Here is a 20,454-nt window from a genome sequence, read left to right on the forward strand (position 1 = left end):
CCGGGTCAGGCATCGTGGATGTTCAGAAGTACCTTGCCGAAGGTTTCGGAGGAGTCCAGGAGGCGGTGGGCCTCGGCGGCTTCGGTGATGGGGAGTTCGGCGTGGATGACCGGGGCGATGGTGCCGTCGGCGATCAAGGGCCAGATGCGGCGGTTCAGCTCGGCGATGATGGTGGCCTTGCTTTCGGGGCCGGTGGCGGGGCGGTTGCGGACATTATTGGCGTGGATCGTGCCCCATTTCGACAGCAGCGCAGCGAGATTCAGCTCCGCGCTGACGCCGCCCTGCATGCCGATCACCACGAGGCGGCCGTGCGGTGCCAGCGCCTCGACGTTTCGGGACAGGTAGGCCGCACCCATGATGTCGAGAATGATGTCGGCGCCGGGACCGCCCGCACCGTCCTCGGCGCGGATCGCGGCCACGAAGTCGTCCTCGCGGTAGTTGATCAGTACGCTCGCGCCCAACTCGCGGCACCGCTTCAGCTTCTGCGCCGAGCCCGCGGTAACCGCCACACGCGCACCCTGGCTCACCGCGACTTGAATGGCGTGCGTACCGATTCCGCTGCCGCCGCCATGAATCAGCACCAACTGCCCCACGTGCAGCCCGGCGGTCATCGCGAGATTCGACCAGACCGTCGCAGCCGCCTCGGGCAGCGCGGCCGCCGCACCGAGGTCGAGTCCGTCGGGCACCGGCAGCACCTGCGTCGCGGCGACGACAACCTGCTCCGCATACCCGCCCCCGGACAGCAGCGCGCACACCCGATCGCCGACATGCCAATCCCGCACCCCAGCACCGACCTCGGCGATGACGCCCGAACACTCCAACCCCATGACCTCACTGGCCCCGGGCGGCGGCGGATAGAACCCCCGCCGCTGCAGCAGATCCGCGCGATTCACCCCCGCCGCGGCAACCTCGATCAGCACCTCCCCATGCCCTGGCACCGGATCCGCCGTCTCGACCCACTCCATCACCTCGGGTCCCCCGAACCCGTTCAGCTTGATAGCGCGCACCGTCCCATCCTGCCTCGTGGGCAACAATATGGCGAGCTGCCTGCGGGGATGGGGGCGGCGGACTAGCGTTTCTGACGTGGGCAGCTTTGTCGACTTCCAGAACGAGATCTACCTGGCGGGACTGGGTGGTGCGGTCCCCGAATTGCCGTTGACGGCTGCGGGTTTGGAAGAGCGGGCGCGCGAGTTGCTGGGTAGCGAAGCCTTCGCCTATGTGGCGGGGAGCGCGTCGGCGGAGCGCACGGCGGCAGTCAATCGGTCCGCATTCGACCGGTACCGGATCATGCCCCGGATGTTGCGTGGCACTTCGGGGCCGGGCGCGCGCGATCTGTCGGTGGAGGTGCTCGGGACGCGACTGGCCGCGCCGGTGCTGACCGCGCCGATCGGGGTGCTGGAGCTGCTGCATGAGGGCGGCGAGGTGATCGTCGCGGAGGTTACGAAGGAACTCGGCATCGGTACCGTGCTCTCGACGCTGGCCTCGTCCACCATCGAGGATGTCGGCGCGGCGGCCGGTAGCTGGTGGTATCAGCTGTACTGGCCCGCCGATAACGAGCTGGCCAGATCCTTCGTCGAGCGCGCGGTGCGGGCGGGTGCGTCGGCCATTGTCGTCACCGTCGACACCCCGAGTCTCGGCTGGCGACCCCGCGATCTGGAGTTCGCACATCTGCCGTTCCTGCACGGCAAGGGCATCACCAACTATCTGTCGGATCCGGTCTTCCGCGCGAAGCTTCCCGCGCCACCTGAAGAGAGTGCGGATGCGATGCGGGCCGCGATCCTCACCTGGAGCGACCTGTTCGGCAACCACGCCCTGCGGCCCGCCGACCTCGCCCGCCTCCGGGAGTGGACCGATCTACCGATCGCGGTCAAGGGCATCCTGCATCCGGACGACGCCCGCCAAGTGGTCGACGCGGGCGCCGACGCGGTGGTCGTCAGCAACCACGGCGGCCGCCAGGTCGACGGCGCCATCGCCGCACTCGATGCCCTCCCCGCCGTGGTCGCCACCGTCGGCGACCGCGCGGACGTGCTGTTCGACTCCGGCATCCGCACGGGCTCGGACATGGTCACAGCGCTGGCACTCGGCGCGAAGGCGGTGCTCTACGGCCGCCCGTGGGCGTACGGTCTCGGCATCGGAGGCCGAGCTGGGGTGCGTCACGCGCTGCGCGTCCTGCTCGCGGACTTCGACTCCGTGATGGGCCTGTCCGGATGCGCGAGCCCGGCCGCGCTCGGCCGCGCACTGATCGCGACAGCCCGCTGAGCCTCGGGTTCCGGCCTTGGAACTTGCGTCGTTCGGTATTGCAATGATCGCGCGCTGGTTCGCTCAGTATCGGATTGCACGCCGAGTCCGAGGCAAGGTCTTCTGATCGCGACGGCCCGCTGAGCCTCTGCTGTCGGCTTCGGAACCTGCCCAGATCCGCGTGGCAATCACGTGTCAGCTCGCTCAGTCGTCGGGTTGCGAGCCCAGGGTAGGTCTTTTCGCGGATCGCGACAGCCCGCTGAGCCTTCCAGCTCCGGCCTCGGAACCTGCACAGATCCGCGTTTCAACGACCGCGCGCAGGTTCGCCCGCATGCCGAGCCCGGCGCAAGTTTCGCGGGGTTGAATGATCGTTTGTCCAGGTCTTTGGTGCCCGCTAGGGCAGGGTTTGCCCTGTTCAAGCGGGCTTAGAATGGACCCGTGCAAGCCGAACCGAACAGTCACGCGCCCGTCGAACCGAAGTGGCTCTCGTCGTCGCAGCAGCGTGCCTGGCGGGCTTATATGGACGGTAACCAACGCTTGGCCACGGTACTCAACCGTCAACTGCAACGCGATTCCGACCTCACCCTCGCCGAATACCGGATCCTCGTCCTGCTCTCCGAGGCCCCCGCCCGCTCACTGCGCATGAGCGAACTGGCCGACGGCGTGCTGTCCTCGCGGAGCCGACTCACCCATCAGATCCGCCGCTTGGAGATCCAGCGGATGGTCCGCCGCAATACCTGTCTCGAGGACGGCCGCGGCGTACTCGCCGAACTCACCGAGGAAGGTCTGCGTCGGCTGGAGGCCGCCGCCCCCGGTCACGTCGAAGCGGTCCGCCGCAACTTCATCGACCTACTGAATCCGGAACAACTCGCGGTGGTCGGCGAGGTCTTCGCCCGTGTCGACGACGAGATCGGCAATACCGACTGACCCCTCGGCAGCCGGCGCACGGCGCCGGGTACGCTCGTTGGCCTGGAGACGTGGCAGAGCGGCCGAATGCACTCGCCTTGAAAGCGAGCGTCGCGAGAGCGACCGGGGGTTCAAATCCCTCCGTCTCCGCAGGAAACCACAGGGCGGGCAGGGTTTTCGAGCTCTGTCCGGCCAGCGGTCAACAGGAACCAGGTGCTGAGCGCCGTTGATCATGGTGTGCGAAAGGCCCGGACCTCGCATTACCTTCTGAGGGTGTATCTCTCGATCCCCGGTTGGGGCGGAGTTGGGCGATGCGGGCGTGGCCTGGTTGCATCGCGATCAATCGTCCAGCAGCAGCTGATCATTGAATGAACCTGCTATGTCGGTCGCAAGATTCGGCTCGATGGCGACATGTTTTTGCTGTGAGGAAGGCTCAGGCGCGTTCGCGTGACTCCCGCTGCCGGACGGCGGGATTCTTGGAAGTCGGAGTGGTCTGGTGTTCGGTCACCGACGCCCTGGTCACCGTCATCCACTGAGCGTGACTGCCGAAGCCCGACAAACGACAGTGCTGCCACGCCACAGGTCACCTGAACGCGCACACTACCGATTGCGCTGGAAGGGATGTGCGCTTCGATACCGCCGGCCTCAACACGTCGACGGCGATGGCGGAATCGCCAAGGCGGCATCGAGGAGCGCCCGTATGGCTGTGGCGGCTTCGGGGATGGGACGGTCTGCCGCCATGGAATCGAAGACCTCGAAGCTGGTCAATGTGTACAGGGTGGGAGCGAAGAGCGGCCCGGCGTCGAGCCGGGTAGCGATAGCTGTGGCGGCGGCGCGACGCCGGGCGGCGCGTCCCGCGACGACCTCGCCGACATCAGGGTCCAGGGCGGCGAGCCCACGCAGGCGGCGTGTGCATTCCCGATCGAACGCCCAGAAGTCGGCCATGACCTCGACAAACATATGAAGGGACCTACGTGCGTCGGGCTGACCGAATGCCTCGGCGATCCGCTGCATGCCCCCGCCCTCGGCCAGCTCGTCACACAGCGCCTCCAACAAGCCGATCTTGGTACCGAACTGGTAGTACACGGTGGCACGCGAGACATCAGCCTGGCGAGCGATCGCATCTATGGCGACCATCCCTTTGGTGACCAGTAGATCGCGGGTGGCTGCGAGGATGCGGGCGCGGGTCTCGTCCACCAATTCGCGTCGACGACCCATGTTGTATGGCCTTGGGCTCATCCGTACCTCTCACCTGCTCGGCCGGTCGCCGAGCGGGCGGGCTTGCGAGCAGTATCGCTGACACCGCATCCGATCGATCGCCTCCCCGATCGGGGCATCGACCAGCGAAGAACGCTACATCATCACCCGGCCGCCACTGATATCGATCGTCTGACCAGTAATCCATGAGGACGCGTCCGATGCAAGGAAGAGCGCGGCCTGCGCCACGTCGGCCGGCTCGCCGAGGCGACCGAGCGGGTGTGCCGCTGCGACCCGCCGCTGGACATCAGCCGACATTTGCACGGCCGTCCGTTCGGTGCGAACCGCGCCGGGGGCGAGGCAGTTGACCCGGACCTGGGAACTGGCCACCTCCAAGGCCAGCTGTCGGGTGAACATCAAAACGCCTGCCTTGGCTGCCCCGTAAGCCGCACTTGCCCCGCCGGGCAACCGCCCTGCCGTGGAGGCCATGGTGACAATCGAACCGCGCCCCTCATCGACCATGGGCCGCAGGAATGCCTGCACGGTCAGGAAGGTCGCGGTGAGGTTGTCTGCCAACGTCGCGCGCCAACGCTGCGGCTCCAGGTCGATCGTTGGTGTCGGTCGGCCGTCACCGCCCGCGAAGGCGAGCAATACAGATGCGGGCTGTTGCCAGGCGCTCGTGATGGTGGTGGCGGCCGCGGCGAGCGCGTCCTCTTCGGTGCAGTCGGCCGGCACCGCCAGTGCCGTGCCGCCGTCCTGCTCGATGTCACCGACCACCGCGGCGAGCGCCGCCTCGTCCCGGCCGATCACCGCGACCCTTGCTCCCTGTCGAGCGAACTCGCGGCCCGCGGCGGCCCCGATACCGCGTGAGCCGCCGGTCACCACCACCACGCGCCCCTTCAGATCCGGATATTGCGCGCCCATGAGTTCTCCCTGAGTTCGTCAGTGTTCGGCGCCGAAGCACGTCCGCCGAGCTATTATTCATACACACTATCTGATTGAATAAATTTTCGACGCCGGTCACCCGACCGTGCAGGGCAACGAAGAGGCAAGCACATGAACGTTCTGGTGGTAGGAGCCGCGGGTCGCACGGGGGGCTTGCTGGTTGATCGAGCACTGCAGGATGGCCACACGGTCACAGGGCTGGCTCGCGATCCGAGTCGGGTGACCACCCGGCCTGGTGTGAACACAGTGCGCGGCGATGTCCACAATCCGGCCGATCTGGCGACAGCCATGGCGGGGCAGAACGCGGTCGCGGTGGCACTTGGCGTGCTCGGTCGCGGTCGCACGACACTGTTCTCCGACGGCCTCGGCAACATCGTCGCTGCGGCGCAGAACGCTGGGACGCGTCGGCTGATCGTCATGTCGTCGGCAGGTCTGTCCACCGACCACCTACCGTTCCTCCAACGCCAGGTCACCCATTTGGTGGCAGCACGCGTCTACGGTGAAATCCACGCCGACCTGGCCCGAATGGAGACGGTGGTGGCCGACTCCGGGCTGGACTGGACAATCGTGCGCGTGCCGATGCTCGTGGACGGCGAGCCGACTCCCACGTATCAGCTGTCGGTGGGCGGACACCTCGCCAAGGCAGGAACGGCAGTGCGGGCCAATGTCGCGGATTGGATCGTCCGAAATCTGGCAGAGCCGTCCACCTATCGGCAGCGCGTCGAAATCGGCGGATAGCCGCGCGGATGGCGACTGTTCGAGGTAGGCGGGCCGCAGCTTGACCATGCTCGCGGCAACCGAAGCAGTTCGCGCCGGCTCACCACCGTGAGCCCGGCGCGATCGGCCGGATAGATATCAGGCGCCGGCCGACCGAGATTGGATCAGCGCTGCCCCGAACCAGCCGGGTCCCGATTCAACCGACGTTCATTTCGAGCGTTGGTGATACGGGCACACAGTGCCGATCGTAGGCAGCGCCTCGAGGATCGGCACGGGTGCATGTCGGGTGGGCATCGATGTACGGGGCATGTCCAATCAATCACTCGAGTATTCGCCCAGATGCGCACCCACCGCGCCGCACACGCCAGCGTCGGGAATCAGCGAAATGACTGTCCGGCGCGAGCTTTCAGGTGCGACCAATGTCGCACCTGAACCCGGTCACCGGAATCGACGGCAAGACGAACACTTCGCCTGCGCCGAAACCGCCTGCCACCAAGGTGATTTCGGCGGACGAATCGGCCGAGCTAAACGCGTCTCCCGCGCGATGTCTCCGGCACGGGCAGTTGGGTATCGCCGCTGCCCGAGGACACCATCCCAGCCAGCGTTCTACCCCAGCTCTGCGTCCTTGGACCACCTGCCGACAGTCGGCGGCTTCGCGGCGCGAACCCGGACGTCGTACAGGACCGTCTGCGTTGTAGAAGTCGTGAGCCTACCGAGGAACCACTCCATGCCCAGGAGGCCGATGGACTCCCCGGACTTGTTGTCGCGCACCGAGAACGTGGGCTCATCAAATATCACGCCTTCCTCGGCAAGGTCGAGTTTCCATATGGGGTGCAAGGTTTGGTCGGTCATGGGATGAGGTTAGCCACAGCTGCTACCGAACGTGGCTCGCAGCGGTCCGGACCTCCGACGACCGTGCGCGCTCGCGTCGCCGACATCGACGACCTAGGGGTAGTCGGGATATCCCTATTCATCTGCTGCGGGGCCGAGATTCGATGTGTGGACTCCCTACTTGCCGGGATAGGGGCGGTGCCGAGGCATTGATCCTCGTCGGCACTGTCGGAGGTCGGGCATCTGAAGACCGGCAGCAGCCGCGATTTCACGTCCCGTCGGGGAATTCCTCGGCCGACATGTGATTGCCGAACTCGAAGGCGTCGATTCACATCGGCTCGACGACGAGGATCTGCTGTGCACCCTGCTCACTGTGAGCACATTGTGCACGGCGCGATCCGACGCTGAGTCTCGTGGTTGCTGTCGTGGCACCTCACATTCATCCTGGCTGTGTCGTCGGGCTACTGAAACTACAGGGACCGCCGCCAGGAAGCCGTTGCGGTCGGGATTCTCGAATGGAGACACGATGACTTCGAATGAGCACGAGATCAGAGCATTCTTGGAGAGCCGCACCGACGCCCAGCGGTCGAAGGACATCGATCGACTCATGTCGTTCTATTCTCCCGACATCGTCTATTACGATGCCGTTGCCCCTCTCCGGTTTACGGGAACCGACGAAGTACGCCGCAACTTCGTGCGATGGTTCGACGGCTACAACGGCCCTATCGGCCTGGAAACGCACGACCTGACCATCGTCACAAGTGACGACGTCGCGTTCGCCAATATGCTTCATCTGGATTCAGGAAAGCACAAGGGCGGCATCGAGTTGTCGATATGGGTGCGAGAGACGGTTTGCCTTCGACGATCGAACGGCAAGTGGTCGATTACGCACGAACATATCTCGCTTCCGATCAACCCGGCGAACTTTCAAGTCTGGTTCGCGTCCGAGAAAGACTCGCCTGCTCAGGGTGGCAAAGGCGTGTTTCAGATGGTCATGGCCAGTGTGATCGATCGCTTCCGCGCCCTGTGGCGCAAGGCTACTGCGAGGTTGATGTGACCTGCGAAGCGCCAGTCGCCGATATCGAATGACGCAACGGCACCCATCACCGCTGCGAACAAAGGTCCGCTCATACCGCTTATCGAGCGGTTTTCCGCTGTGCACAGCCGGTAGAGGCTGCGCTGGGCACTCGGTCGTCGATCGCCTGGTGCGGCCTGATCGTGTTGTAGACGACCCGGAATAGGTGCACCTCCAGCCGAAGCGATATCGACGCCGTGCACCGCGATGCGGCGCCCGCGGTCACTCCAGTGCGGCCAGCGCCCGACCGAGCTGATCGATCTCGAATTTCGTTGTGTACGGGGCCAAGCCGACGGTGACGGCCCCGCCTTCGTCATTGACGCCGAGCGCGTCCAACAGACGGCTGCCGCCGTGGACGCCGCTGAGGGTGCCGATGCGGGCGTCGGCGAGTTTGGCGGCCACCTTTTCGGCCTGCATGCCCGCCATGGTGAAGCTGACGGTGGGGATGCGGGTCGAGGCGCGGCCGATGACGGTCAGATTGGAGATTTTGTCGAGCACATCCATCAGGTGCTCGAAGAGTTGATCGTGGTAGTCCTGCAGCGAGGTGATGGAGATTTCCAGGCGCTGGCGGCGGGTGCCACGGGCGCGCTCGTCCAGACCAGCGAGGAAGTCGATGGAGGTGGTCAGGCCGGCGAGCAGGGCGTATTGATGGCCGCCGACCTCGAGGCGTTCGGCGCCCTTCGCGTAGGGATTCAACGACATCGACGGAATCCGGTCCAAGAAGGCCGGATCGCGGAAGACCAGCGCACCGATCTGCGGACCACCCCACGCGGGCGCGCTCAACGCGACCACATCGGCATTCAGTTCATCGATATCGATGAGGGCATACGGCGCGGCGCCGAAGCAATCGGCGACGAGCAGACCACCCACCTCATGCACCCGATCCGCCGCGACCCGCACCGCGGGCGCCGAACCGACGATCGGCGATGCGGCGGTCAGCGCGACCAGCCGGGCGGTCGGGCCGATCAATTCCTCGAACTGCCACGACGGCATCTCACAGGTCTCGATCTCGACCTCGGCCCAGCGCACATGCGCGCCGTAGCGATTCGCGATCCGCAACCACGGCGCAACGTTCGCCTCATCATCCAATCGCGACAGCACGATCCCGGTGCCGAGACCGAGCCGCGAACTCAGTGACTCCGCCAACCAGGCCAACAAAACCGCACGGTCCGGTCCGAGTACGACGCCCGCCGGATCACCGCCGACGAGATCCGCGACGGCCTCGCGCGCCGCATCCAGAATCGCGGCACTGCGAACGGCAGCACCATTGCGGCCGATATGGGAAAACGAAGAGGTTCGGAAACCTGTTGATACGGCACGAGATACCGAATCCGGGACCAGCATTCCGCCCTGCGGGTCGAGATGGATCCAGCCGTCGCCCAGGGACGGTAGCAGGCCCCGAACCCTCGCGACGTCGTAAGTCATGTTGGCCACTCTAAGGGCAGCGGGCGAGCCGGCGTAACCGCGTTCCCTCTCACCGGCGGGCGGGGGTGCAGTGAACTGGAACTCAGCATGGCAACCGACTTTCAGCAAATCCGAACCACACGACCCGAACAGAATAGACGCCACCTCAGCGCCGCGGCACCGGCCCAGTGACCTGATCGAAGGCCACCGGCTTAGCGCGTTCGCGCCGGACGCGACATGATAGGGACCATGACGCAATCGGATGGAGCCGCTGAATCCATTGTCGTGATCGGGCCCGACGGCAGGCCGCTGGCCATTCCCGTCGAGTCCGGCTCGGACACGCCCTTTACCGCGCAGGTCGTTTCCGACGGCGACAAGAAATCCGACAATGCGGACAACAAGGATGACGTCGAGGAATCGCTCGCCGATATGGTCGAGCAGCCCGCGAAGGTCATGCGCATCGGGACCATGATCAAACAATTGCTGGAAGAGGTCCGCGCCGCTCCGTTGGATGATGCGAGCCGGACCCGGCTGCGCGAGATCCACAAATCCTCGGTACGCGAACTCGAACAGGGTCTTGCGCCGGAATTGCGCGAGGAACTCGAGCGGCTGACGCTGCCGTTCACCGATGACGCGGTGCCCTCCGATGCCGAACTGCGCATTGCTCAGGCCCAGCTCGTCGGCTGGTTGGAAGGTCTTTTCCACGGCATCCAGACGGCGCTGTTCGCCCAGCAGATGGCGGCACGGGCGCAGCTGGAACAGATGCGTCAGGGCGCGCTGCCGCCCGGCATCCACGCGGCCGACCCGCGCGCGAGCCAGTGGAACCCGGCGACCGGCGGCTCCGGACAATATCTCTGAGTAGATCCGAGTCGAGTGCCGGCCGGGACGGCAGTGTCTGATTCGCGGGGCCCAAGTGGTTACACTCCGCCACCGCCTCCGGGCCCTGCCGCTCACGCCGCGGGGATTCGCGAGGGTAGTGTCGTGCACCGTGCCGTCCGCCGCCGCCCGCCCCGACTCGGTCTCCGATGTGAATACGGCGCGTCCCGATGAGAGCTCGGACCGTCCTGAAGAGGGTTCAGTGCGTTCAGATACCAGCCAAGCGCGTACCGACGAGAGTTCCGATGAGACCTCCGTACCTCCTGAAGCCGAGATCGCACCGGAGCATCCGGTGAGCGCCGACGCGGAAACATCCCCGTCGGACGAGGACGCCGCGCTGGCGACCCCGATCATCTCGGATTCGCAAACCTTCGGCCGCGCGTTCAGGGATTTCCGCGGCGGCTTCACACAGCGCGAACTGTGGCTGTCGCTGGGCTGGCAGGACATCAAACAGCGCTATCGGCGCTCGGTGCTCGGTCCGTTCTGGATCACCATCGCAACCGGTGTGCAGGCCGCCGCGATCGGCATTCTGTACTCCGCGCTGCTCGGCCAGTCGATCAAGTCCTATCTGCCGTATGTGGCGATCGGCATCATCATCTGGAATGTGATCCAGGCCAGCATCCTCGAGGGCTCGGAGGTGTTCATCGCCAATGAGGGGCTGATCAAACAGCTGCCGTCGGCGCTGAGCGTGCACGTCTATCGCCTGGTCTGGCGACAACTGCTGTTCTTCGCGCACAACATATTGATTTATCTGGTGGTGCTGGTCGCATTCGGCGTCTGGGAAAAACTGCACTGGACCGCCATTTTGGCGATTCCCGCGCTGGGGCTGGTGTTCCTGAACTCGATGTGGGTCTCGATCGTGTTCGGCATCTTCAGTACCCGCTACCGCGATATCGCGCCGATCCTCGGCAGCCTCACGCTGATGCTGTTCGTGCTCACGCCGGTCATGTGGAATACCAAAAGCCTGGAATCCCAGGGCGGTCAGGTGAGCGAGCGCGCGAAGCTGGCCGAAATCATCCCGACCTTCCATTACCTGGAGATCGTCCGCGCACCGCTGCTCGGCGATGATCAGCATCTGTATCACTGGGGGATCGTTGGCGCCATCACCGTGGTCGGCTGGATCGTGGCGATATTCGCCATGAAGAAGTACCGTTCGCGCGTGCCGTACTGGGTATAGGAGATCGGGCCGATGACCGACCATGTGAGTATCGAAACCCGCCAAGCGTGGGTCGAGTTCCCGATCTTCGACGCCAAATCGCGGTCGCTGAAAAAGGCATTCCTCGGCAAGGCCGGCGGTGCGATCGGCCGCAATCAGTCCGATGTGGTGGTGGTCGAGGCGCTGCGCGACATTACTCTTTCGCTGAAAGAGGGCGACCGGGTCGGCCTGGTCGGACATAACGGCGCCGGCAAATCGACACTGCTGCGGCTGCTTTCGGGAATCTACGAACCCTCGCGCGGCAGCGCGCGCATCCGCGGCCGGGTCGCGCCGGTATTCGACCTCGGCGTCGGTATGGATCCGGAGATCTCCGGCTTCGAGAACATCATCATCCGCGGGCTTTTCCTCGGACAGACGCGCAAGCAGATGCTGTCGAAGATCGACGAGATCGCCGAATTCACCGAACTCGGCGAATACCTGTCGATGCCACTGCGCACCTATTCCACCGGTATGCGGGTGCGCCTGGCGATGGGCGTGGTGACCTCCATTGATCCGGAGATCCTGCTGCTCGACGAGGGGATCGGCGCGGTCGATGCGGAATTCATGAAGAAGGCTCGGATCCGGTTGCAATCACTGGTTGCCCGCTCGGGCATTCTGGTGTTCGCCAGCCATTCCAACGAATTCCTCGCCCAGCTCTGTGATACCGCCATGTGGGTCGACCACGGGCAGATCCGTTTGCGCGGCGGTATCGAAGAAGTGGTGCGCGCCTACGAGGGCCCGGACGCGGGCAATCACGTCGCCACCGTGCTGCGCGAAATGGAAGCGGAACGGAAAATGGGAACCGAGCGAGAATTGGAGCGGAATCAGGCGTGAGCGAGCGCAGCGAGCGAGCAATCGACACGGCCGGGCGACCGCTCGTGGCGCCTCCGAGCGTTAGCGAGGCAAAGCCATGAGCGGTGAGGGCCCGGAGGAGGCAGCCGGCGTAACCACGGAGGGCCCCTCGATCACGCCAAATGGTTACAGCATGAGTGAGCCGACCGGGCAGAACGCCCCGATCGACGCGGGGGGCGAGACCTCGATCGACTCCGTGCCGGATTCGGATGCACCGACCTCGAGCTCCCCGGCCAACGATCCTGCGCCCCGCGACGCGGCACCTCAGCCCGCAGCCGACCGAGCGCCACAAGCCACAGCTCAGCCCGCGAACGACCCAGCGCCACAAGCAACACCTCACCCGGCGGACAACACAGCGCCACAAGCCGCGAACCCGCAGCCTGCGGATGACCAGGGGGCGCACATCCCGGACGACCTGGACGACTCCGACGACCCCTCCCCCGCACAGATCGCAGCCGCCCGCACCCCGGCGGGCACCGGCCCCGAGGCCAAAATCATCGCCGTGGTCGTCACCCACAAGCGCCGCGAACTGCTCGCCGAATCGCTGAAAGTCCTTGTCTCCCAGACCCGGCCGGTGGACCACCTGATCGTGGTCGACAATGCCAATGAACCCGAGGTCGCGGAGCTGGTCGCCCAGCAACCGCTCGAGGCCACCTACCTCGGCTCGGCGCACAATCTAGGCGGCGCCGGCGGTTTCGCGCTCGGCATGCTGCACGCGCTGACCCTCGGCGCGGACTGGGTGTGGCTGGCCGACGACGACGGCCGCCCCGACGGCTCGGAAGTGCTTGCCACGCTGCTCGATTGCGCGGGCCGGCACAGTCTGGTCGAGGTATCGCCGGTGGTCTGCGATATCGACGAGCCGGACCGTCTCGCCTTCCCGCTGCGCCGCGGCGTGGTCTGGCGGCGGCTACGTTCCGAACTGGGCGATGAAGACTTCCTGCCAGGCATCGCCTCGCTCTTCAACGGCGCACTGATCTCCGCCAAGGCGGTCGATCTGATCGGCGTGCCGGACCTGCGGTTATTCGTGCGCGGCGACGAGGTCGAGGTGCACCGCAGGCTGGTCCGCTCCGGTCTGCCGTTCGGCACCTGCCTACAGACGGCCTACCTGCACCCCAATGGCGCCGCCGAATTCAAGCCGATCCTCGGCGGCCGCATGCACACCCAGTACCCGGACGACCCGGTCAAGCGCTACTTCACCTACCGCAACCGCGGCTACCTCATGGCCCAGCCCGGTATGCGCAAACTGCTGCCCCAGGAATGGATCCGCTTCTCCTGGTTCTTCCTCGTCACCCGCCGCGACCCGGCCGGTCTGCGCGAATGGTTCCACCTGCGCAGCCTGGGCCGCAACGAGCAGTTCGGCAAGCCGGCCCCGGACGAGAAGACTTCCGGCGAAAAATAGATTGCGCAGCTCTGCGCACCATGCCACAGTGGGCGAGCAACGTCGAGATGAGAGTGAGGAGGTGGAGATCGTGACACGGACCATTCGGATTGTCGTGCCCGGATCAGCCGTGCAAACGCACGCGGTCGCACGAATTTCCGCCTCAGATATCTCTCGCTGAGTCCGGTTCGGGCTCGGCGCCCGACGAAGGATTCCTTCCATCATGGTCGACCACGACCTCCTCGTCCCTTACGGCTGGACCGAAGCCGTTGCCAATGAATACAACTCGCTCATCGACGATGGGTGCGTCCCCGCGCGGGTGATCCGCATGGATCGCAGCGAATGCGATGTCGCGACACCGACCGGAATCGCCCGCGCCCGCTGTCTGCGTCCAACTCCGCCTAAGCGGGGGCCGTCCGTGGTTACACAAGCTGCCTCCTCCCAGCCTGACCCGCTCATGCGGGGTGCCGACTCCGACATCAGCGGGCTGTGCACGGGTGACTGGGTGAGCATCGATGCCGAATTGAATGTGCGGCAACTGCTGCCGCGTCGCGGGGCGATCACCCGCTCGGCCGCCGACCGACGCGCTCGAGGCCAGGTGCTCGCTGCGAATGTCGATACCGTGCTGATCTGCAGTGCCGCCGACGGCGAAATCGACCTCGGACGCATCGAGCGGATGCTCGCACTGGCCTGGGAGAGCAGCGCACAGCCGATCGTGGTGCTCACCAAAGCCGATGCGGCACCGGATATTCCGCTCGACGAGGTGCAGGCCGTCGCGCCCGGCGCGGTCACACTCGCGGTCAGTGCGGATACCGGATTCGGAATCGATGTGCTCACCGCGATGCTCGACGGCACCGTCGCGCTGATCGGTGCGTCCGGTGTCGGGAAATCGACGCTCGCCAATGCCCTGCTCGGCCAGGAAGTCTTTGCCACCAACACCGTTCGCGCGGTGGATAAGAAGGGCAGGCATACCACCGTGCATCGGGAACTGCGGCCACTGCCCGGCGGCGGCACGCTGATCGATACGCCTGGACTGCGCGGTATCGGCCTCTGGGATGCCGCCGAAGGCATCGAGAAGACCTTCAGCGATATCGAATCCCTTGCGGCGCATTGCCGGTTCGACAACTGCGCGCACAATGGTGAACCCGGCTGTGCGGTGCGGGAAGCCATCGACAGCGGCGCGCTCACCCGGCGCCGCTTCGACAGCTATCGCAAACTCGAACGGGAAAACGCCTGGATGGCAGCGCGATCGGATAAGCGATTGCAGGCCGAACGCGCCAAGGCGTGGCGCGATATCCGCAAGCAGCAGCGGCAGTTCTACCAGGAGCGAGGTTCGCGGCGCTGATTCCGGCGCATCCCCCAGGCCGAGGTGCGGCAGGCCTAACCATCAGGGGCAAGCTGACGTCGCATCAGCGACGGTAGGGTCAGCACGCAAACATCGCAATTACGGGAGGGTTCCGATGAGTTACCCCGGCGGTTATCCGCCTCAAGGACAGCCCGGGCAATGGCCCGGGCAGCCCGCATATGGTCAGCCGGCGACGCAGAGCGCGCCGAATCCCTACGGTGCGCCACCGCAATACGCGCCGCCCGCGGGGCAGCCGGTCAGCCAACCGCAGGTGCCGCAACCGCCGTACGGCAGTCAGCCACATATTCCGCAACCGCAGTACGGCGGCCAGCCGCACCCCGCACCGCCGCAGCCGTACGGTCAGCCGCAGCCCTATGGGCAGCAGCCGTTCGGTCAGCCGCCCGTGCCGTATGGCCAGGCGGGTCCGCAGCAGGCACCGGCCGCACCGGGCATCACCGTCGACGCCTCGTATGAGTGGTTCGCCTTCCTGTTGGCGATCACCAAGCCGAAGATCCTGATCAACGGTCAGCGGGTGCCGAATACGCGGTGGGGCCAGAACCACATTCCGGTCGGTCCGGGTCAGTACCACGTGCGGGTGACTACGCCCTGGCTGTTCGATATGGGCCAGGCGAATACGACGGCGTCGATCCAGGAAGGTCAGGGCGTGCGGTTCTATTACAAGCCGCCCGCGATCATCTTCCTCAACGGCGCCATCGGCCCGGTGCCGCAGAAGACGCCCGGCGCCGTCTTCATCTACATCAGCTGGGCCATCGTGGCATTGATGATTCTGCTGAACATCGTGTTGATCGTTGGAGCCTCCACGATCTGACAGCGTCGAAAGGGCGTCGGGGTTCCGGCGCCCTTTCTTCGGCTACCTTATGCAACCAGTTGCATAGGATTCTGAGTTACGCTTAACGTGCACAACACCCGTCGGCGACTGCTCGCAGGGTCGCTCGAACGGGTCCGCACGGCCGCCGCGGGCGCACCCACCCGCGGCAGAGACGACAGGAGCAGTCATGACGGAATCGGGATCGAAGCCGCTCGCGGGCAGGACGATGATCATGTCGGGCGGCAGCCGCGGCATCGGTCTGGAGATCGCCAAGCGAGCCGCCGCGGACGGCGCGAATATCACCCTGATCGCGAAGACCGACCAACCGCATCCGAAGCTGCCCGGCACCATCCATACCGCGGCGGCGGAACTCGAGGCGGCGGGCGGCACGGTACTGCCCTTCGTCGGCGATGTGCGCATCGATGAGTCGGTCGCCGAGGCCGTGCGCCAGACCGTCGAGCGGTTCGGCGGCATCGATATCGTCGTCAACAACGCGTCCGCGATCGATCTGTCGCCCACCGACACCATCTCGATGAAGAAGTACGACCTGATGCAGGACATCAACTGCCGCGGCAGCTTCCTACTCGCCAAGCTCAGCATTCCCGCGCTGCGCGAATCGGCCGCGGCGGGCCGCAACCCGCACATCCTGACCCTGTCGCCGCCGCTCAACCTGGACCCGAAGTGGGCGGGTATGGCGCTCGGTTACACCATCGCCAAGTACGGAATGTCGCTCACCACACTGGGTTTGGCCGAGGAGCTCAAGGGCGACGGTATCGCCGTCAACTCACTGTGGCCGCGCACCACCATCGCCACCGCCGCGGTCGAGAACCTGCTCGGCGGCGCGGAAATGATCGCCACCTCCCGCACCCCCGATATCTACGCCGACGCCGCCTACCTGGTCCTCACCTCGCCGTCGAAGGAGACCACCGGCAACTTCTTCCTCGATGACGAAGTCCTCGCCGCGCACGGCAGCACCGACCTGGACAAATACCGCGTCGTCCCTGGCGATGGCGAACTGACCACCGACCTTTTCCTCTGATCGTCGCGCTCGAAGGTGGCTTACCCGGCCACCTTCGATCCGCCTGCCCGCTACCGTCGAGATCGTGACCGGTACCCCGACCTTGGCCGCACTCTTCGAGCCGGAGCCCGAAGGGTGGGGACTACGCGGAGATCCCTACCTGTGGCAAGAATTGCGGAGTCGGCTCGAGGCTCTCGGCCCACCGCCGACATCGGCCGAGGTGATCGCACTGCTGCACAACACCTTCGAGCAGATCGTCGGCTTGCGTCTCGACTCGAAAGACGCACCCGACAGGGTGTACCGATCGGAGTTCGCGCACGGCGGCATATCGAGCGGGATGGTGAGTCTCGATGCCTGGCGGCAGGTATTGATGCCGCTACTGGAAGGGCGCGCTCGGCACCTGATCTCCGGCGCGCCTGGTACCGCCACGGTCATCCTGCACCAGGGTGATATCACCGAGCAGCGAGTCGACGCGATCGTCAACGCGGCCAACTCTTCTCTGCTCGGCGGCGGCGGCGTCGACGGCGCAATCCATCGCGCTGGTGGGCCCGCAATTCTCGACGCGTGCCGCGATCTGCGCGCGTCGCACTACGGCAAAGGGCTGCCCACCGGTCAGGCGGTCGCCACCACCGGAGGCAACATGTGGGCCCGATGGGTGATCCACACCGTCGGACCCGTGTGGTCCGCGACCGAAGACCGCTCCGCGCTCCTCGCCTCCTGCTACCGCGAATCCCTCCGTGTGGCAGACGAATTGGGTGCGCGAACAATCGCCTTTCCCGCCATCTCGACCGGCATCTACGGCTGGCCGATGGATGACGGCGCCCGCATCGCTACCGAAACGGTGTGCCACACACAAACATCCGTGCAAGAAGTCCGCTTCGTCCTCTTCGACGAGCGCGCGTACACCGCATTCGAAACCGCACTGCGCTGAGCATCGCCGCGCATGCTTGTGCACACGGCGCACGAAATGTCCGGGCAAATCAATGCGCGGCGCGCAAACCATTGCGCGCCGCGCGATCCGGACTCAGCCCTCAGTTCGGTTCGATGCCATAGAGGCGCTCCCAGTTTTCGCGGCTGGTGAGCTCCGGCATCGCGGCGCGGTACTGCTTGGTGAGGATGGGGAGTTCGCGGCGGAGGCGGCGCAGGACGCGGATGGTGCGGATGAGCAGGGCGCGAGCGCGCGCCTTATCGCGCCGGCGGACCCGGACACCGGACTGCGAGGCGTCGGTGACCACGACGTGGTCGAAGAGCGAAACGTGCCACCAGTGCGCGTCCTCGCGGGTGACGCCGACCAGGCCGCGCTGGGTGCGCCCGGTCCACTGGGCGATGGCCCGCTTGATCAGCACCGCCGTGACCCGACTCGGTTCACCACCGGCACGGCGCAATTGGATATCGGCCGAGCGCACCGGTGGGGTCGCGGCCGGATGTTTGATGGTCTCGTCGTAATCGGCGCGGCTGGTGCGGGCGGCGGACAACGCGGCAATGCCACCGTCGCGCAGGATCTTCGGCCCCTTCATGAAGTCCTCGATGCCCTGCAGCGTGGTGTGCACGAGGCCGTACTGCATGGCGACCAGATGTTCGGCCAGATTCCGGAACAGCTGGCGGGTAATGGCTTTTCCATCGAGATCCGCGTGCAGCGAACCGACGATCAACGAGTTGCGCGTGCTGAAGTAGCGCGCCCAGTCGTCGTAGTCCTTCCAGTAGAAGTCCGCGTGCCAGACCGCGGCATTCGGCAGCGTCACCGTGACGAACCCGTGCTCACGGGCCCGGATGCCGTACTCGACATCATCCCATTGGAAGAAGATCGGCACCGGCAGCCCGATCTTGGCGACTACCTCGGCTGGGATCAGGCAGGTCCACCAGGCGTTGTAGCCGGCGTCGACGCGGCGCTCCTGGTTCTTCTTCAGCATGCTGGTGTTGCGCAGCGCCTTCGGCACCTTCTGGCCGTGCTTCAGTTCGTGCAGATGCACTTCCTCGGCGCCGACATTCAGGTAATCCGGGTTGAGCAGGAACAACATCTGCGCACCGACCAACGTCGGTGCCACGGTCATATTGGCGAAGGCATTGAGCCGCAATACCGTTTCCGGTTCGCAGAGGATGTCGTCGTCCATCAGGATGACGTCGGCGTGCTCGTTGACCGCGGACACCTCGTAGAGGCCACGGGTAAAGCCACCCGCACCGCCGAGATTCGGCTGCCGGATGTACTGCAGCTTGTCACCGAAAATCGGCAGCGTCTCCTTGAAGCGCGCCTGGTTCTCCACCAGATCAGTGCCCTGATCCACCACATAGACCGCGTCGATGGCCTCCAGAATCGGGGCGTCGGAGGCCAGCGCGGCCACCGTCTCGGCGCAGTCCGCGGCCCGGTTGAAGGTGCAGATCGCGATGGCGACGGGGCGCACATGATCGGGCGCGGTAGAGGTCCAGGTCTGCGCGGAAATGCCGAGTTCGCCGCCGATGGCATCGAACTCGAGCCACAGCGCGCCGCCGTCGACGTACTGGTCCAGCGGTGCGGTCAGGGTCAGCGGGCCGCTGGCGGTGACCTCGGCGGTATCGATGATCCGGCGGTGCCCGGCGATATCGGAGGCGACCACCCGGACGCAGGCCCGGTTGGTCACATCGAGCACCATGGTCGCCCGTACCTCGGTAACCGTGGTCCAGCGCTGCCAGTAGCTGGCCGCGAACCGCCCGAAATAGGTATTGGTATGTGCGGATGCGCCCTTGTCCAGTCTCAGCTCCAAGCGTTCCCGATGGGCACGACCCTTGACGACGGCATATAGCTCGTCACTCACCTTCGCCGACGGACCGGTGAAGATGCCGCGCTGCAGCACCAGCCGATCGGGCGCATGATGATCGACGCGCAGCGAGGCGGGCGCGGTCGAAGGTCGGTCATTTGTCTCGGTAACGGCCTGGGTAGCCGACTGATCCATGAAGTCCTCGAAATCGTTTTGGTGCCGACGGGACAGACACGCCCCTGGATGCCTTCGCGGCGGGTGCGAGGATACCAATTCGCCTCGGCAACTGCCTGTCCAGGAATCGGGGCGGCCCCGTTAGTTATAGTTGCTTGTCATTAGCCGGTATGTCCGAAGAACCGACGAATACGAATTTATCGTAGGCAAAGTAGCGGAATACGACCGCGACGATCTGACCGATCAGCGTGCCGGAAATGTTGTCCGACAGCGCTGATGACAGGTCGAGCACATAGCGGGAGAACCCGAGGCAGCCCAGTTGCAGACCGATAGCGACCACATTGAATAGGGCATAGAGCAGGTACTCGCGCCCCGGGTTATCGGATTTCTTGTGGCCGAAGGTCCACCACTTGTTGCCGAAATAGGTCACCACGGTGGCCACCGCGATCGCGATGATCTTGGCGGGCAGCGGCGCGTGGTACAGCACACCCTCGCCACCCCAGAACACCAGCAGGTTGTAGGTGCCCGCGTCGACGACGAAGCCGATCGCGCCGACCACCAGGAAGGCGCCGCCGCGCCGCAGTGCGGCGATCACCTTCGCGGTCAGCGGCTCGTCCGCCGGTTGTTCCTGGTCACCGATCGGCGACAGGTGCGGTGAGCCGGACCGTTCGGAGAAGGACACGGGCTGCTCAGGGTAAGACACTCGGCGACGGTACCCCAGTGGCTCGGTGAACCGAGTGCG

General features: G+C 65.4%; 19 protein-coding genes and 1 tRNA gene. 13 read left to right on the plus strand and 7 right to left on the minus strand.

The window, feature by feature from the left end; genetic code table 11:
* Window positions 1-5 precede the first annotated feature (5 nt).
* Window positions 6-1,007, minus strand: coding sequence for an NAD(P)H-quinone oxidoreductase (locus AB0J29_RS28430; RefSeq protein ID WP_364792824.1), 1,002 nt, complete (start codon window positions 1,005-1,007; stop codon window positions 6-8).
* A gap of 76 nt (window positions 1,008-1,083) precedes the next feature.
* Here AB0J29_RS28430 and AB0J29_RS28435 point away from each other — a divergent pair, with 76 nt between their 5' ends.
* From AB0J29_RS28435 to AB0J29_RS28445, 3 genes are all read left to right on the plus strand, one after another.
* A complete protein-coding gene (locus AB0J29_RS28435; protein WP_364792827.1) occupies window positions 1,084-2,259 on the plus strand; it encodes a lactate 2-monooxygenase in 1,176 nt (391 codons plus the stop codon).
* Between the two features lie 498 nt (window positions 2,260-2,757).
* A complete protein-coding gene (locus AB0J29_RS28440) occupies window positions 2,758-3,165 on the plus strand; it encodes a MarR family transcriptional regulator (protein WP_364792902.1) in 408 nt (135 codons plus the stop codon).
* Between the two features lie 44 nt (window positions 3,166-3,209).
* Window positions 3,210-3,294: transfer RNA gene (locus AB0J29_RS28445), tRNA-Ser, on the plus strand.
* 495 nt (window positions 3,295-3,789) lie between these two features.
* On the opposite strand, the gene AB0J29_RS28450 is transcribed toward AB0J29_RS28445, so the two are convergent.
* Together AB0J29_RS28450 and AB0J29_RS28455 are read right to left on the minus strand one after the other, a co-directional pair.
* Window positions 3,790-4,383 carry a TetR/AcrR family transcriptional regulator gene (locus tag AB0J29_RS28450; RefSeq protein ID WP_364792830.1) on the minus strand — a complete coding sequence of 198 codons (594 nt, stop codon included), beginning with the start codon at window positions 4,381-4,383 and terminating at the stop codon, window positions 3,790-3,792.
* A 114-nt stretch (window positions 4,384-4,497) separates the two neighbouring features.
* Complete coding sequence (locus AB0J29_RS28455) at window positions 4,498-5,265, minus strand: SDR family NAD(P)-dependent oxidoreductase (protein WP_364792833.1); 768 nt, start codon at window positions 5,263-5,265, stop codon at window positions 4,498-4,500.
* A gap of 132 nt (window positions 5,266-5,397) precedes the next feature.
* Here AB0J29_RS28455 and AB0J29_RS28460 point away from each other — a divergent pair, with 132 nt between their 5' ends.
* A complete protein-coding gene (locus tag AB0J29_RS28460; RefSeq protein ID WP_364792836.1) occupies window positions 5,398-6,024 on the plus strand; it encodes an NAD(P)H-binding protein in 627 nt (208 codons plus the stop codon).
* A gap of 585 nt (window positions 6,025-6,609) precedes the next feature.
* On the opposite strand, the gene AB0J29_RS28465 is transcribed toward AB0J29_RS28460, so the two are convergent.
* Complete coding sequence (locus AB0J29_RS28465) at window positions 6,610-6,855, minus strand: hypothetical protein (protein ID WP_364792839.1); 246 nt, start codon at window positions 6,853-6,855, stop codon at window positions 6,610-6,612.
* Between the two features lie 505 nt (window positions 6,856-7,360).
* Between AB0J29_RS28465 and AB0J29_RS28470 the strand changes: the two genes are divergently transcribed.
* Entirely contained in the window at window positions 7,361-7,891 is a 531-nt protein-coding gene (locus AB0J29_RS28470; protein ID WP_364792842.1) for a nuclear transport factor 2 family protein, read from the plus strand.
* A 240-nt stretch (window positions 7,892-8,131) separates the two neighbouring features.
* Here the strand turns inward: AB0J29_RS28470 and AB0J29_RS28475 are convergent, their stop codons facing one another.
* The gene (locus tag AB0J29_RS28475; RefSeq protein ID WP_364497554.1) at window positions 8,132-9,334 is read right to left on the minus strand and encodes a cysteine desulfurase-like protein; all 1,203 of its coding nucleotides are present in this window, start codon (window positions 9,332-9,334) and stop codon (window positions 8,132-8,134) included.
* Window positions 9,335-9,562: 228 nt separating this feature from the next.
* On the opposite strand from AB0J29_RS28475, the gene AB0J29_RS28480 reads away from it, so the two are divergent.
* The 8 genes from AB0J29_RS28480 (at window position 9,563) to AB0J29_RS28515 (ending at window position 17,737) form a co-directional block, all read left to right on the plus strand.
* On the plus strand, window positions 9,563-10,171 hold the full coding sequence (locus AB0J29_RS28480; protein ID WP_364792845.1) for a bacterial proteasome activator family protein: 609 nt from the start codon (window positions 9,563-9,565) through the stop codon (window positions 10,169-10,171).
* 367 nt (window positions 10,172-10,538) lie between these two features.
* Window positions 10,539-11,366: an ABC transporter permease gene (locus AB0J29_RS28485; RefSeq protein ID WP_364792905.1), complete on the plus strand. Its 828-nt coding sequence runs from the start codon at window positions 10,539-10,541 to the stop codon at window positions 11,364-11,366.
* 12 nt (window positions 11,367-11,378) lie between these two features.
* Entirely contained in the window at window positions 11,379-12,218 is an 840-nt protein-coding gene (locus AB0J29_RS28490) for an ABC transporter ATP-binding protein (RefSeq protein WP_364388457.1), read from the plus strand.
* A 466-nt stretch (window positions 12,219-12,684) separates the two neighbouring features.
* A complete protein-coding gene (locus tag AB0J29_RS28495) occupies window positions 12,685-13,635 on the plus strand; it encodes a glycosyltransferase family 2 protein (RefSeq protein ID WP_364792908.1) in 951 nt (316 codons plus the stop codon).
* A 202-nt stretch (window positions 13,636-13,837) separates the two neighbouring features.
* Window positions 13,838-14,959, plus strand: coding sequence for a ribosome small subunit-dependent GTPase A (gene rsgA, locus AB0J29_RS28500; protein WP_364792848.1), 1,122 nt, complete (start codon window positions 13,838-13,840; stop codon window positions 14,957-14,959).
* Window positions 14,960-15,074: 115 nt separating this feature from the next.
* Window positions 15,075-15,788: a hypothetical protein gene (locus AB0J29_RS28505; protein WP_364792851.1), complete on the plus strand. Its 714-nt coding sequence runs from the start codon at window positions 15,075-15,077 to the stop codon at window positions 15,786-15,788.
* Window positions 15,789-15,975: 187 nt separating this feature from the next.
* A complete protein-coding gene (locus AB0J29_RS28510) occupies window positions 15,976-16,827 on the plus strand; it encodes an NAD(P)-dependent oxidoreductase (protein ID WP_364792854.1) in 852 nt (283 codons plus the stop codon).
* A 349-nt stretch (window positions 16,828-17,176) separates the two neighbouring features.
* Window positions 17,177-17,737, plus strand: a complete 561-nt coding sequence (locus AB0J29_RS28515; protein WP_364792911.1) for an O-acetyl-ADP-ribose deacetylase — start codon at window positions 17,177-17,179, stop codon at window positions 17,735-17,737.
* A gap of 100 nt (window positions 17,738-17,837) precedes the next feature.
* Here AB0J29_RS28515 and AB0J29_RS28520 read toward each other — a convergent pair whose 3' ends face one another.
* Window positions 17,838-19,733, minus strand: a complete 1,896-nt coding sequence (locus tag AB0J29_RS28520) for a glycosyltransferase (RefSeq protein WP_364792857.1) — start codon at window positions 19,731-19,733, stop codon at window positions 17,838-17,840.
* A gap of 124 nt (window positions 19,734-19,857) precedes the next feature.
* Complete coding sequence (locus AB0J29_RS28525) at window positions 19,858-20,415, minus strand: GtrA family protein (RefSeq protein WP_364792860.1); 558 nt, start codon at window positions 20,413-20,415, stop codon at window positions 19,858-19,860.
* Window positions 20,416-20,454: the final 39 nt, after the last annotated feature.

The sequence above is a fragment of the Nocardia sp. NPDC049707 genome, assembly GCF_040674855.1.
Taxonomy (GTDB): Bacteria; Actinomycetota; Actinomycetes; order Mycobacteriales; family Mycobacteriaceae; genus Nocardia.